Here is a 13,448-nt window from a genome sequence, read left to right as displayed (position 1 = left end):
TCCCTGAAAAGAGTAGTGAACATGACTCAAGTCAAACTGACCACCAACCACGGTGACATCGTCATCGAGCTGAACGCCGAGAAAGCGCCGATCACCGTCGCCAACTTCATCGAGTACGTGAACGCCGGCCACTACGAAAACACTGTTTTTCACCGTGTCATCGGCAACTTCATGATCCAGGGCGGCGGTTTCGAGCCGGGCATGAAAGAAAAGAAAGACAAGCGTCCAAGCATCCAGAACGAAGCGGACAACGGCCTTTCCAACGATAAGTACACCGTCGCCATGGCCCGTACCATGGAGCCGCATTCGGCCTCCGCGCAGTTCTTCATCAACGTCGCCGACAACGCCTTCCTCAACCACAGCGGCAAGAACGTGCAGGGCTGGGGCTACGCGGTATTCGGTAAGGTCACCGAAGGCCAGGACGTCGTTGACAAGATCAAAGGCGTTTCCACCACCTCCAAGGCCGGTCACCAGGACGTTCCAGCAGAAGACGTAATCGTCGAGAAAGCCGAGATCGTTGGGTGATATTACTGATTTCAGATTTGCATCTGGAAGAGGAGCGCCCGGACATTACCCGGGCGTTTCTGGATCTGCTCCACGGCCGCGCCCGTGGCGCCCAGGCGTTGTACATTCTGGGCGACTTCTTTGAAGCCTGGCTTGGCGACGATGGGATGAGCGCCTTCCAGCGTTCCATCTGCGAGGCTTTACGCGAGCTGAGCGACAGCGGCACCCCGATTTTTATCATGCATGGCAACCGCGATTTCCTGATCGGCAAGGCATTCTGCAAAGCCGCAGGCGCTACCTTGCTCAAGGACCCGAGTGTCGTGCAGTTTTACGGCGAACCCGTGCTGTTGATGCACGGCGACAGCCTTTGCACCCGCGACGTCGGCTATATGAAGCTGCGGCGCATTCTGCGTAACCCGATTGTGTTGTTTATCCTGCGGCACCTGCCCTTGCGCACTCGCCATAAACTGGCGCGCAAGCTGCGCAGCGAAAGCCGTGCGCAAACGCGCATGAAGGCCAACGATATTGTCGATGTGACGCCCGAGGAAGTCCCACGGGTGATGCAACAGTTCGGCGTGCGCACCCTGGTCCACGGCCATACGCACCGCCCCGCCATTCATAAACTGCAGATTGGCGACCAGGCGGCCAAGCGTATTGTGCTGGGGGATTGGGACAAGCAGGGTTGGGCGTTGCAGGTGGATGAACAAGGGTTTGCGCTGGCGGCGTTTGACTTTGTGAACCCTCAGTTGGCGTTGCCCGGCGCATAACGTTCAAACACCTCCGCTCCAATGTGAACCGAGATCCAAATGTGGGAGCGGGCTTGCTCGCGAAAGCGGTGGTTCAGTCGATGCCTGAGTTGACTGACACGCCGCCTTCGCGAGCAAGCCCGCTCCCACATTTTTGACCGCGTACAACTTCAGGTCAGTGCCCCGAAGCCTCCGGCCCGGCCTTCGCGCCAAACGGCGGCTTGGCCAGCCACACCAGCAACATCAAGCCCATGAACATCCACCCCAGCAACGTGAAGTAATCCACGGTGGACATCATGTACGCCTGGCTGGTGAGGATCTGGTCCAACTGCGCATAGGCCTTGTGCCCTGCCCCGCCGAGCGCCTGCAAGGCATCGCGGGTGGCCGAGTCATAGGTGGTCATGTTCTCGCTCATGTACGCGTGGTGCTGGTCGGCGCGGCGAATCCAGATCCAGGTGGTCAGCGACGCCGCAAAGCTGCCGCCCAGGGTCCGCAGGAAGGTCGCCAGACCCGCGCCGTCGGCGATTTGCGCCGGCGGCAAGTCGGACATCAAAATGCTCAAGGTCGGCATAAAGAACAACGCCACGCCGATACCCATGAACAACTGCACCAAAGCGATGTGGGTGAAATCCACCTCATTGGTAAAGCCTGCGCGCATAAAGCAGCTCAAGCCAATCGCCAGGAACGCCAGGCCCGCCAGCAAACGCAGGTCGAACTTGTTCGCGTACTTGCCCACAAACGGCGACATCAGCACCGGCAAAATCCCGATCGGCGCGACCGCCAGACCCGCCCAGGTGGCGGTGTAGCCCATCTGGGTTTGCAGCCATTGCGGCAGGATCAGGTTGATACCGAAAAAGCCCGCGTAACCCAGGATCAACACGATGGTGCCGATGCGGAAATTGCGATAGGCAAACAGCCGCAGGTTGACCACCGGGTGCTTGTCGGTCAGTTCCCAGATGATGAACACCGCCAGAGCAACCACCGAAATCGCCGCGCCGATGATGATGAAGTTGGACTCGAACCAATCCAGGTCATTGCCCTTGTCGAGGATGATCTGCAAGGCACCGACACCGACGATCAAGCTCAGCAAGCCGACGTAATCCATCGGCTGGTGACTGGTGACCACCGGGCGTTTCTTCAGTTGCGAACGCACCACCATCACCGCAAAGATGCCGATGGGCACGTTGATAAAGAAGATCCACGGCCAGCTGTAGCTGTCGGTGATCCAGCCGCCGAGGATCGGCCCGGCAATCGGCGCCACCACCGTGACCATCGCCAGTAACGCCAGGGCCATGCCGCGCCTGGCCGGTGGGTAAACTGCGATCAGTAACGTCTGGGTCATCGGGTACAACGGCCCGGCGACCAGGCCTTGCAGCACCCGAAAGCCAATCAGCTCGGGCATTGAGGTGGAGATGCCGCAGAGGAACGACGCCAGCACAAACAGGATGGTCGCCCACAAAAACAGCTTCACCTCGCCAAACCGGCGGCTCAGCCAGCCGGTGAGCGGCAGGGCAATGGCGTTGCTCACCGCAAACGAGGTGATCACCCAGGTGCCCTGCTCCGAACTCACGCCCAGGTTGCCGGAAATGGTCGGCAACGCCACGTTGGCGATGGTGGTGTCGAGCACCTGCATAAAGGTCGCCAGCGACAGGCCGATAGTGGCCATCAGCAAGCTTGGCGGCGTAAAGGACGCGGGGGCGTTAGCGCTCATCAGCGTTGCACAGCCTTGGGTGCGGCGAGGCTGTTGTCATGGATCAATTGGCTGATCATGGCATCGGCTTCGGCCAGTTGGCGGTCGTACACGTTGGTGGTGAACGAGGCCTTTTGCGGCGCCTGTTGCGCCAGCACCGGGCCGCTTTGGTCGTGCAGGTTGACGTTGACCACGGTGCTCAAGCCCACCCGCAGCGGGTTCTTGGCCAGCTCCTCGGCGTTGATATGGATGCGCACCGGCACCCGCTGCACGATCTTGATCCAGTTACCGGTGGCGTTCTGCGCAGGCAGCAGGGCAAAGGCACTGCCGGTGCCGGCGCCGAGGCTGTCGACGGTGCCGGTATATTTCACGTCGCTGCCGTAGATATCCGCTTCGATGTCCACCGGCTGGCCGATGCGCATATCACGCAGCTGGGTTTCCTTGAAGTTGGCGTCGATCCACAGCTGGTCCAGCGGGATCACCGCCATCAACGCGGTGCCAGGCTGTACGCGCTGGCCCAGTTGCACAGTGCGCTTGGCCACGTAGCCGGTGACCGGTGCGATCAAGGTGCTGCGCGCGTTGGTCAGGTAGGCCTGACGCAACTGGGCGGCGGCGGCTTGCACGTCCGGGTGGGACGAAATTACGGTGTCATCCACCAAGGCATTGGTGGTTTTCAGTTGCTGCTCAAGGTTGGTCAGGGCGTTCCTGGCGGCGGTCAGGCTGTCACGGGCGTGAGACAACTCTTCCTGTGAGATCGCGCCACCCTGGGCCAGCGTCTTGCGGCGGTTGAAGTTGTCCTGGGCGGTTTGCACGTCAGCTTTCTGTGCGTTGACCTGGGCTTTCATGCCGTCGACGTTGCTGTACAAACCACGCACCTGGCGCACGGTGCGGGCCAGGTTGGCCTGGGCACTTTGCAGGCCGACGGCGGCGTCATTCGGGTCGAAGTTGATCAGTACCTGGCCTTCGTGAACCAGGTCGCCGTCGTCGGCGCCGATGCTGACCACAGTGCCGGTGACCAACGGGGTGATTTCCACCACGTTGCCGTTCACATAGGCGTCGTCGGTGCTTTCATTGAAGCGCCCGTAGAACTCATACCAGCCCCACACGCCGACCACGCCAAGAATGACGATCAGCGCCAGGCCGATCAGCATGACTTTGCGTTTGCGCGGGTTGTTATCGGGTTTTTCAGTTGCGTTGCTGTTTTCGGCAGTGGCCATGACAAATACCTCAAATTATTCCGTACGGGTGGCGGGACTGGTCGTGGTCGCGGCCACGTTATCGGCGTTGAATCCGCCACCCAGGGCTTGCATCAATTGAATCGACAGGTCGATCTGCGCCGCATTCAGGGTCGCCAGCTGGCGCTGGGCCTGCAGCAATTGCTGCTCGATGCTGAGCACATCCAGGTAGTTACCGATGCCGGAGCTGTAACGCTGCACGCCGGTGTCGTAAGACTGCTGGGCAATGTCCGCGGCGTGCTGCTGCGCCTGGATCTGCCGGCCGGTTTCACGCAGTTGCATCAGGGTGTTGCCGATATCGCCCAAGGCTTGCACCAGGGTTTTGTTGTACTGGGCCACGGCCAGATCGTAATCAGCGTCGCGGGCATCGAGGTCGGCACGCAAACGGCCGCCATCGAAGATCGGCAACGAAATCGTCGGCGCAATGCTGAAGAACCGGCTGGCGGAGCCAAACATCGCATCACCGAGCAACGACTCGGCCCCGGCGCTCGCACTGAGATTGAGGTTGGGGTAGAAGCGGGTTTTGCTCGCGGCCACGTTTTTGCTCGCAGCTTCGACGCGCCAGCGTGCGGCGATCAGGTCCGGGCGGCGGCCCAGCAATTCGGCGGGCAAGACTGAAGGCACGGCGACGGCGCTGGGTTTCAGCACATTCGGCCGGCTCAGCTCGCCGCCACGGTCCGGGCCTTTGCCGAGCAATACCGCCAGGGCGATTTTGGCGCTTTGCAGTTGTTTTTCGGCATCGATCAATTGCGACTGGGAGCTGGCTTCCAGGCTTTCGGTCTGCTGGTACTGGTACTCGCTGTCGATGCCGGAGTTGAGGCGACGTTTGCTCAGGTCGAGCATCTGGCGGGTGCGTTTGAGGTCGTCATTGGCCAGGTCACGCACGATATGCGCCTGGCCCAAGTCGCTGTAGGCCTTGGCCACGTTGGCGGCCAAAGTCAGGCGTGCGGCTTGTTGGTCGACTTCGGCGGCACGCGCCTGGCCCAACGCGGCTTCCCAGGCGGCGCGCTGGCCGCCCCAGAGGTCGAAGTTGTAGTTGAAGCTGGCGCCGATGTTGCGCACGGTGGCATAGGCGTCGCCCTGCCCGCGCGGGTCCTGGTCCTTGGCCAGGCGCGAACGGCTCACGCCGGCACTGGCATCCAGGGTGGGCATGCGTTCGGCATCGGCGGCATAGGCAGCGGCTTCGGCCTGGTGGGCACGGGCGCTGGCCACTTGCATATCGGGGCTGTTTTGCAGGGCTTCATGGATCAGGCCATCGAGCTGCGGATCGCCGAGGCTTTTCCACCAGTCGGCGGTCGGCCAGGCGGCCGTGGACAGGGTCACGCCGCTCAAGGATTTGCCGGTTTGCAACGTGTTGGCGTCGAGACGTTGGCCCTGAGTGTCGAGGCCGCTGAAATTGGCACAACCGGCCATACTCATCGCCACCAGCACCAGGCTGAGTGCACGCGTTTTCATTGATTACCTACCCGCTGGATGACGATGGCGTCACCGGCAGCTACCAGAATTTTCTTGAGGATTCTTTCCAGGGTTTCCAACTCACCAGGCTCCAGGGCCCCGGCCAGTTCATTCATCGACTGCGCGCCGATGTGCGGCAACATGTCGGCCAGGCGCTGGCCGTCTTCGGTGAGCACCAACTGCACCTGGCGGCGGTCCTGCTCGGAACGCTTGCGCGCCAGCAGGCCCTTTTGCTCCAGACGGTCGAGCATGCGGGTCATGGAACCGCTGTCCAGGGACAGGTGGCGACACAGCTCCGCCGGGGTGTCGACGTCGAACTGAGCAATGATGATCAACACCTTGAACTGCGCGGCGGTGACGCCGTGGGGTTCCATATGGGTGTCGATAATGCGGTCCTTGAGCAACGCCGCCCGGCCCAGCAATAGGCCCAGGTGGCAGTTGCGAAAGCTGTCAGGGGTAAAGTGGGTCATCGAAAGTCACCTTATTACTGCCTAGGCAGTGAATGTATGACAAGATGTTACTGCTTAGGCAGCGAATGTCAAATGGAATTATTAGCTTGCTTGGTAATTTCGCGACAGGCGGGCTTGGAATACAAACAACTGTGGGAGCTGGCTTGCCTGCGATGGCATCAACTCGGTGTACCTCATGTACCGAGGTGTTTGCATCGCAGGCAAGCCAGCTCCCACAGTTTTAACGAGTACGGGGTTTAGAAATCCCGTTTGTAGAAGATATCCAAAGAACTGGCCACACCACTGGCCACCTCCAGGTACACCTTCTTGCTCAGCAAGTAACGCAAGGCAATGGTATTGGCCGGCTCAAACACCCCAACCCCATAACGCAAACTGAGTTTCTCGGTAATTTTGCCGCTGGCCACCACTGCGGTCTTGTTCCCGGTGCCCTGGGTATCAAGGTCGAAATCCTGAATCCCCAGCTTGTTGGCAATATCCGAAGTCACCCCCGCACTGCCCATAAGCCCCAGGCCCAGGGCAGCCTCAGCGAGCATATTGTTGTCTTCACCCGTGTTGTTGCGCGAACGCCCCAGCACCAGGTACGACAACGCATCTTCCTGAGGCATCGACGGCTCGGAAAAGATCTGCGTGGTCGGCTGCTCGGCGCTACCGCTCAAGCGAATACCGGCAGTCACAGTCCTTGAATCCTCAACGACCACCCGTGTCGCTTCGATATCCAGGAACGGCTGATCCAGGGGCCCGGCAAACAACAGCCGCGCACGCCGCACATTGAGGCGCTGCCCGTAGGCACGGTAGCGGCCGTCGTTGAGCCACAGCTCACCACGGGTGTCCATGTTGTCGCCAATATGCACATGCCCCTGAACCTTGGCAGTCAGGCCAAAGCCGGCAAAGTTAAGCTGGTCTTCACCCACCTCGACGTCGATGTCCATGGCCATCGCCATCGGCGGCTTGCCTTCCTCGGTCTGGCTGCCGACGATCACCGTGTCATCCGAGACCTTGACCGTCGACGGCGGCAGTTCGCGCACGGTGATATCGCCGCGCGGGATGTGCACCTTGCCGGCAATCGCCAGCTTGTCGTCCTTGAGGCTGATCTTAAGGTCCGGCGCCACTTCCAGCTTGGCATAGGGCTCAACCGTGACCGGTAATTTCGAGCCTTGCAGGCTCAGGTCCACCGCCAGGGCCTGGCCCCAGCCGACATGGCCCTTGAGGCTGCCCTGCCCGTCTTTGCCGCTGCGCCAGCCACCGTTGAGCTGCACACTTTCACCGGCGATCAGCGCCTGCACGTTCAAGCCCTCAAGGCTCATCGGCAGCTCAGGGCCGGAAACTTCACCGTCGACCAGGTTCACCGTGCCATTGACCTGCGGCGCCAAAAGCCCGCCCGAGATGCGGCCGTTACCGTTGAGCTTGCCATTGAGGGTTTCCACCATCGGCACAAACGGTCGCGCCACGGCGAGGTCCAGGCCAGTGAGGCTGAACGTGCCGGTAATCGGTTTGTCCTTGGGCAACGGATTGATCTGCGCCTGCAACAGCAACTCGCCGAGCTTGCCACCGCGAAAATTCAGCTGCGTGTCGATGCGCTTGGGGTTGAGGGTGGTTTCCAGTTTCAAGGTGTCGTAAGGGAAATCCACCCATTGATTTTTGTCCTTCACGCGCAAGGTGCCGCCGCTGGCATCCACCGCGACCACGCCTTTAGGGCCACTGCTGGGCAGGTCGAGTTGCACATCGGCGTTGAGCTTGCCCTGCCAGGCGAAATCCTTGGGCAAGAAGGCCGCCAGGCTGTCGATCGGGAATTGCTTGAGGTGGTAGCGCAGCTTGGGTTCGGGCATCAGACGCTGGTCTTCGCCGCACAGGCTGGAACCGCCAGACACCCAGCAGTGCGCGGCAAAGGTCAGCTTACCGTCGGCCAGGCGTTCGATTTTCGCCGGCGCTTGCAGCCTCCAATCCTGGCCGCCGGCCTGCACATCACCGCTGGCCAGGCGCCCACGCCAGTTACCTTTGTCGAGGTTGCCATCCAGGGCCAGGGCGAGTTTGACCAGCGGCCCGGCCAGATCGAGTTGCACCTTCTGGCTCTTGATGTCGCCCTGGGCGCTGGCGGTCAGGGTGCCGACCTGGGTTTCACCGGCTTGAATGCCGCTGCCCTTGAGGTCGATCTTCGCGCGCTGGGCGTTGTCGAGGGCGGCCTCGAGTGTGAGGCTTTGCAGTTTGTTGTCGGCAAACGCCAGTTGCTGGCCTTTAAGATCGAGCTTGCCCTGCGGCGCCTTCAGCGTACCGGCCACCTCCATGCGGCCGTTGATTTGCCCGCGCAACTGCGGCCACAGTTGGGCCAGGCGCGCCAGTTTGATGTCGATCTGCCCGGCCAAGCGTTGCTGCAAACTGCCACTGCCATTGATGCGGTTGTCGCCCAGGCGGATATCCAGGTTGGCCAGGGTCCACTGTTCGCCCGCGCCTTCGGCCTTGGCTGCCAGTACGGCGGTCTGGCCGCGCAAATGGCCCTTGAGGTCGAGGTCGGCATTGAGTTTAAGCTGCTGGTTTTTGAACTCGCCTTTGCTGCGCAACGGCCCGGCCAAGGTGCCCGGCAACTCAGCAACCCAGTACGCAGGGTTCAATGCCGACAAGTCCAGCGCAGTGTCCCAGGCAATGCCGTCGGCAAATTGCAGGTTCAGGTGGCCTTCGGCCTTGCCTTGCCCGGCGGTCAGTTTCAGCTCGGGCAGGAACACTTGCTTGAGGTCGCCGCTGAAGGGCGTGACCAGATTGAATTTACCTGCCGGCCCGTCCAGGTCGGCTTTAAGATTGCCGAGGTAGTTGCCGTCCTTGTAGGAAACTTCACCGTTGAACGTACGCAAGGCGACCTGCGGCTCGTCAATTAACGGATAGAGACGATGCCAGGGGAAATCCAGCCAGTTGATTTTCGCGTCGGCACTGAAGCCTTGCTGCCAGTCCAGGTTGGCGCTGAGCTTGAGGCTTTGCTGGTCACCGGCAGTCAGGTCGAGGCCGGCGATCTGTGCGCCCTTGGCGTCGACCTTGCCCTGTAGCAGCAAGGCCACCGGGCCTTTTTCTGCGGGCAGTACGGCCCGGCCGAGCAACTGGTAGCCGCTGCTCAGGTCGCCCTTGGCAGTGAGGTCCAGTTGATTGAGCTGCAAGGTGTCGGGCAGATCGGCGCTGGGTTTGAAGCCATCCGCCGTGATGTGCAACTGCGCGGGCAGGTTCTCCACCAGAGGTTGCAACTCGCCGCTGAGCCTGGCGGGCAAGTAGCCGCTGCTCTGTGCGTCAAGCTTGAGGGTCTTGAGCAGGTCGCCGTCCACCTTGAGCGCAACTTTCCACGGCGCGCCGCCGGGCGCATAGGGCAGGCTGAGGTTGCCGGTGGCGCTCAGCGGCCAGTCGCCGCTGGGTTGCAGCAGGCCGTTGAGGTCCAGCACCAGGTCATCGCGTTGCAGGTGCACCGAATCGATCTGCATGCCGGCAGCCGTCCAGTGCGCCGCCAGTTGCAGGCCCTTGAGTTCTTCACTGCCGTTAAACAACAGGCTGCCGACACGAACGTCGCCCAACTGGATGGCGACCGGCAACTTGAGATCCGGCAACGTGATCGGGCCACTGCTCGGCTCATTGCTTGGCGGCAATTGCAGGCTGACCTGCTCCACGTCCAGCTGGTTGATGCACAGGGTCATGCGCAACAGGCAGCCGGGTGACCAATCAAGCTTCGGCGCATTGAGTTCTACCCGACTCGCGTCCTGCTGCCACAGCAGATGGTCGGCGCTCCATTGGCCGCCCAGGCGCCCCTGGAAACTCTCCACGCTCAACCCCGGCACCTGGGCCAAGGCCCAACGGCTGCCTGCTTGAGTACCGAGTACCGTCCACAGCGCCAACAGCACCAGCGCAAGGATCGCCACAAGGGTCAGCCCCGCTATTTTCAAACCACGCATCACAGCTCAGGCCCCATGGAAAAGTGCAAACGAATGCCGCCCGGATCTTCGAGGGCATGGGCCAGGTCAAGGCGAATCGGCCCCACTGGCGACACCCAGCGCACGCCCACGCCCACGCCGGTTTTCAGGCTGGGCATTTCCAGGGTGTTGAAGGAGTTGCCTTGGTCGATAAAGGTCGCGATGCGCCATTTTTCGGCGATGGAATATTGATATTCGGCACTCAGGGCCACCATGTAGCGCCCGCCGATGCGATCACCGCGATCGTTTTCAGGTGACAGCGTCTGGTACTCGTAGCCGCGCACACTCTGGTCACCACCGGCAAAGAAGCGCAGCGACGGCGGCACCGACTTGTAGCCGTTGGTGGCACTGCCGCCGAACTGCGCACGGCCGAGGAAACGGTGGTTGTCCCACAAAGTAGTCAGGCCCTTGATGGTGGCGGTGCCGTACAGCAAGTTGGTGTCGGAGCCGAGCCCTTCCTTGGCGACCTTGGCGTCGAACATCAGGCGATAGCCATTGTGCGGGTCGATGCGGTTATCGCTGCGCAGGTAGGAATAGTTGATGCCCGGCATCACCAGGTTGCTCAAGCCCGAGTCATTGCCCAGGCGATATTCTTCTCGCTGGTACTTGAGCGAAATGACCCGCGTCCAGCCGCTGGGCAACTTGCTGTGCCATTCAGGGCCGAGGGTGAGCAATTTACTCAGGGTGTCGGTGTTGGCGATTTCTTCATTCTGGTAACCGCCGGCAAAGCGCAGCTTGTCGGTCAGCGGCGGGTCGAGCGGGATGTCATACCACAGGCCGACGTTCTGGCGTGGCGCCGACAGTTCGGCTTCCCAGCCATAGCTGTGGCCCTGTGGGTTGACCCAATGGCGGGTCCAGTTGGCTTTGCCGCGCGGGCCGACGTCGGTCGAGTAACCGAGGCCCAGGCCCATGGTGCGTGGCTTGCGGGTGTCGAGTTGCACCGCAACCGGGATCACATCGTTGGTCGAGGCGGTTGGGCTGGCGTCCACGCGCACGCCTTCGAAGAAGCCGCTCGATTGCAGGTTCTGATTGAGTTCGGCGATCAATTCGGAGTCATACGGCGTGCCGCTTTTGAACGGCACCATGCGTTGCAGCAGGTCTTCATCGAACGGCGTGTCGCCGGTAAAACCGACCTTGCCCAAGGTGTAGCGCGGGCCGCTGTCGTAGATGAGTTCGATATCGGCCACACCGGCTTGCGGGTCCACCAGCAACTTCTGGCTGCTGAAACGCCCATTGAAAAAACCATAGCGCGAAGCCTGGTTCTGGATAAGACGTTTGGCGTCTTCGTAATTGCCGTGGTTGAGCACTGCGCCGGATTTGAGGTCGTCGCTGGCGGGCACGCGAAACGCCTTGAGGCTCGCGGCCTGGCCGTCGACTCGAATGGTCACGTTGCGCAAATGCACCGGCTCGCCGGGGTCAACCGTGAGGGTCAGGCGCGGGTTCTTGCCGCCCTTCACCTCACTGGAGATCTGCGGCTGATAAAAGCCCAGCGCCTGGGCCGCCTTGCGGGCCTGCTCCTCGGCGCCACGGCTGAACCGTAGCAAGGCTTCTTCATCACGATCGCCAACCCCGCCGATATAGCCTTCGATGTTGGCTTTCAACGCGTCGTTTGATGGCTGGATGCGCACGTCCAATTCGCTTTGCGCAAATACGCCGCAGCTTGTGAACAGCAGAACCAAGCCGCTGGTAAATCTTCCTGGAAACTTCATAGGCGCGGATGCTACACGAGCTGGGGAGATTCTTTGAACCCGCAATAGTCTGAATAATTCTGTCTTAAGCCGTTGCAACATGTAACGCCTGGGGATTGGGATGAAAAAACACATGTTCCAGGACAGGTCCTACCGCCACTTCGCCGATTTCCTCATAGCCTTGGCGCTTGTAGAAATCCAGATAACGCGAGTTGCCGGTATCGAGCACCACACCGGATGAATGCGGGTCTTCGGCACACCAGTTGTGCACGGCCTGCAACAGTTGTTCGCCATAATGTTTGCCCTGGAATTGCGGGTGAATACCCAGCAGCGGCAACACATGCACCGACTCGTTCGGCAGGCACGCCAGCACCGCGTAATGGTAATCCAGGTAACGCCGAGTGCCGCGTACGCCGGTGCTCAGCCACATGCGCAACTGCCAGGCCCAACTCTCGGTAATGCCCAGGCGCCGTTGCGGTGGCGCAATCAGGGCGATGCCGATCAGCCGGTCGTTGACGAACAGGCCGATGGCAGGCAGCTTCTGGAAAAAATGCTGCTTGACCAGCTCACGCACCGTGGCACGCACGCGCTGTTCGTACCCCGAGCGCTCGGCTTCGAAGATGTAGGCAAAGGTCGGTTCATGCCGATAGGCCTGGTACAACAAGGAACGGGCCTCGCGGGAATAGCCGCTGTTGAGCAGGCGAATTTCGGCAATGGCAGTGGCAGTGTCCGGCATACAGTCAATCTCCCTGGGCGCCACTCAAACGATGGCGTTCTTATGGGTACGAACCTGTGCAGCACCAGTCGTTCCCAGACATTAGCAGCGCATACGTCCTACTGCCACGCTGGCCCCCGCCGGACTTGTCGGCTAGCATCGGCCTTTTGCCAGACTGGACTGCCGACCATGAAAATCGTCTCCTTCAATATCAACGGGCTGCGCGCCCGCCCCCATCAGCTGGCGGCGCTGATTGAAAAGCATCAACCCGACGTGATCGGCCTGCAGGAAACCAAGGTGCACGATGACCAGTTTCCGCTGGCCGAAGTGCAGGCTCTTGGCTATCACGTGTACTACCACGGGCAAAAAGGCCATTACGGCGTGGCCCTGCTGTCGCGCAAGCCGGCGTTGAGCCTGCACAAAGGGTTTGCCAGCGACGAAGAAGACGCCCAGCGTCGCTTTATCTGGGGCACATTTGCCGACGAGCATGGCCAGTCGATCACCGTGATGAACGGCTACTTCCCGCAAGGCGAAAGCCGCGACCACCCGACCAAGTTCCCGGCCAAACAACGCTTCTATGAAGATTTGCAGCAACTGCTGGAAAGCCAGTTCAGCAATGACCAGCCGCTGGTGGTGATGGGCGACATCAATATTTCGCCGGAAGATATCGACATCGGCATCGGCGCCGACAATGCCAAGCGCTGGCTCAAAACCGGCAAGTGCAGCTTCCTGCCGGAAGAGCGCGAGTGGATGGCGCGCCTGAAAAACTGGGGCCTGGTCGACAGCTTCCGCCACTTGAACCCGGACGTGGCCGACCGCTTCAGCTGGTTCGACTACCGCAGCCGTGGGTTTGAAGATGAGCCCAAGCGTGGGCTGCGCATTGACGTGATCCTGGCGTCCAACGGCCTGGTGCCACGGGTCAAGGATGCCGGTGTGGATTACGATTTGCGTGGGCTGGAAAAACCGTCGGATCATGCGCCGATCTGGCTTGAGTTGAGCTGACTTCA

The 13,448-nt window shown here is 61.0% G+C and carries 10 protein-coding genes; 3 read left to right on the top strand and 7 right to left on the bottom strand.

Annotated elements, in window-relative coordinates; genetic code table 11:
- Window positions 1–21 precede the first annotated feature (21 nt).
- Together BLV67_RS15325 and lpxH are read left to right on the top strand one after the other, a co-directional pair.
- Window positions 22–525, top strand: coding sequence for a peptidylprolyl isomerase (locus BLV67_RS15325; protein ID WP_057721741.1), 504 nt, complete (start codon window positions 22–24; stop codon window positions 523–525).
- Window positions 522–1,271 (top strand): UDP-2,3-diacylglucosamine diphosphatase, encoded by a 750-nt coding sequence (lpxH, locus tag BLV67_RS15320; protein ID WP_065931058.1) that lies wholly within the window; start codon window positions 522–524, stop codon window positions 1,269–1,271. The genes BLV67_RS15325 and lpxH overlap by 4 nt, the downstream gene beginning before the upstream one ends.
- Window positions 1,272–1,425: 154 nt before the next feature.
- Here the strand turns inward: lpxH and BLV67_RS15315 are convergent, their stop codons facing one another.
- The 7 genes from BLV67_RS15315 to BLV67_RS15285 all read right to left on the bottom strand — a co-directional run bounded on the left by BLV67_RS15315 (window position 1,426) and on the right by BLV67_RS15285 (window position 12,462).
- Complete coding sequence (locus tag BLV67_RS15315) at window positions 1,426–2,961, bottom strand: DHA2 family efflux MFS transporter permease subunit (RefSeq protein ID WP_065931059.1); 1,536 nt, start codon at window positions 2,959–2,961, stop codon at window positions 1,426–1,428.
- Complete coding sequence (locus tag BLV67_RS15310; RefSeq protein WP_065931060.1) at window positions 2,961–4,157, bottom strand: HlyD/EmrA/EmrK family protein; 1,197 nt, start codon at window positions 4,155–4,157, stop codon at window positions 2,961–2,963. The genes BLV67_RS15315 and BLV67_RS15310 overlap by 1 nt, the downstream gene beginning before the upstream one ends.
- Before the next feature lie 15 nt (window positions 4,158–4,172).
- A complete protein-coding gene (locus tag BLV67_RS15305; RefSeq protein ID WP_069788268.1) occupies window positions 4,173–5,630 on the bottom strand; it encodes an efflux transporter outer membrane subunit in 1,458 nt (485 codons plus the stop codon).
- Window positions 5,627–6,100, bottom strand: coding sequence for a MarR family winged helix-turn-helix transcriptional regulator (locus BLV67_RS15300; protein ID WP_065931062.1), 474 nt, complete (start codon window positions 6,098–6,100; stop codon window positions 5,627–5,629). Before BLV67_RS15300 ends, BLV67_RS15305 begins: the two co-directional genes overlap by 4 nt.
- A 236-nt stretch (window positions 6,101–6,336) precedes the next feature.
- Window positions 6,337–10,020, bottom strand: a complete 3,684-nt coding sequence (locus BLV67_RS15295) for a translocation/assembly module TamB domain-containing protein (protein WP_083269432.1) — start codon at window positions 10,018–10,020, stop codon at window positions 6,337–6,339.
- The gene (locus tag BLV67_RS15290) at window positions 10,020–11,747 is read right to left on the bottom strand and encodes an autotransporter assembly complex protein TamA (RefSeq protein ID WP_065931064.1); all 1,728 of its coding nucleotides are present in this window, start codon (window positions 11,745–11,747) and stop codon (window positions 10,020–10,022) included. The genes BLV67_RS15295 and BLV67_RS15290 overlap by 1 nt, the downstream gene beginning before the upstream one ends.
- Window positions 11,748–11,811: 64 nt before the next feature.
- Window positions 11,812–12,462 carry a GNAT family N-acetyltransferase gene (locus BLV67_RS15285; protein WP_069788270.1) on the bottom strand — a complete coding sequence of 217 codons (651 nt, stop codon included), beginning with the start codon at window positions 12,460–12,462 and terminating at the stop codon, window positions 11,812–11,814.
- 168 nt (window positions 12,463–12,630) lie between these two features.
- Between BLV67_RS15285 and xthA the strand changes: the two genes are divergently transcribed.
- Window positions 12,631–13,443 carry an exodeoxyribonuclease III gene (gene xthA, locus BLV67_RS15280; protein WP_069788271.1) on the top strand — a complete coding sequence of 271 codons (813 nt, stop codon included), beginning with the start codon at window positions 12,631–12,633 and terminating at the stop codon, window positions 13,441–13,443.
- The last annotated feature ends 5 nt before the right edge of the window (window positions 13,444–13,448 follow it).

Source organism: Pseudomonas salomonii (assembly GCF_900107155.1).
Lineage (GTDB): Bacteria > Pseudomonadota > Gammaproteobacteria > Pseudomonadales > Pseudomonadaceae > Aquipseudomonas > Aquipseudomonas salomonii.
The sequence above is the reverse complement of the archived record's forward strand: the minus strand, read 5'-3'. Positions and strand labels throughout refer to the sequence as shown.

Bases quoted from the DNA above. Each gene is read 5' to 3' on its own strand.
- BLV67_RS15295 (WP_083269432.1), bottom strand. From the start codon at position 10,020: ATGCGTGGTTTGAAAATAGCGGGGCTGACCCTTGTGGCGATCCTTGCG.
- BLV67_RS15325 (WP_057721741.1), top strand. From the start codon at position 22: ATGACTCAAGTCAAACTGACCACCAACCACGGTGACATCGTCATCGAG.
- BLV67_RS15285 (WP_069788270.1), bottom strand. From the start codon at position 12,462: ATGCCGGACACTGCCACTGCCATTGCCGAAATTCGCCTGCTCAACAGC.
- BLV67_RS15310 (WP_065931060.1), bottom strand. From the start codon at position 4,157: ATGGCCACTGCCGAAAACAGCAACGCAACTGAAAAACCCGATAACAAC.
- BLV67_RS15315 (WP_065931059.1), bottom strand. From the start codon at position 2,961: ATGAGCGCTAACGCCCCCGCGTCCTTTACGCCGCCAAGCTTGCTGATG.
- BLV67_RS15300 (WP_065931062.1), bottom strand. From the start codon at position 6,100: ATGACCCACTTTACCCCTGACAGCTTTCGCAACTGCCACCTGGGCCTA.
- xthA (WP_069788271.1), top strand. From the start codon at position 12,631: ATGAAAATCGTCTCCTTCAATATCAACGGGCTGCGCGCCCGCCCCCAT.
- BLV67_RS15290 (WP_065931064.1), bottom strand. From the start codon at position 11,747: ATGAAGTTTCCAGGAAGATTTACCAGCGGCTTGGTTCTGCTGTTCACA.
- BLV67_RS15305 (WP_069788268.1), bottom strand. From the start codon at position 5,630: ATGAAAACGCGTGCACTCAGCCTGGTGCTGGTGGCGATGAGTATGGCC.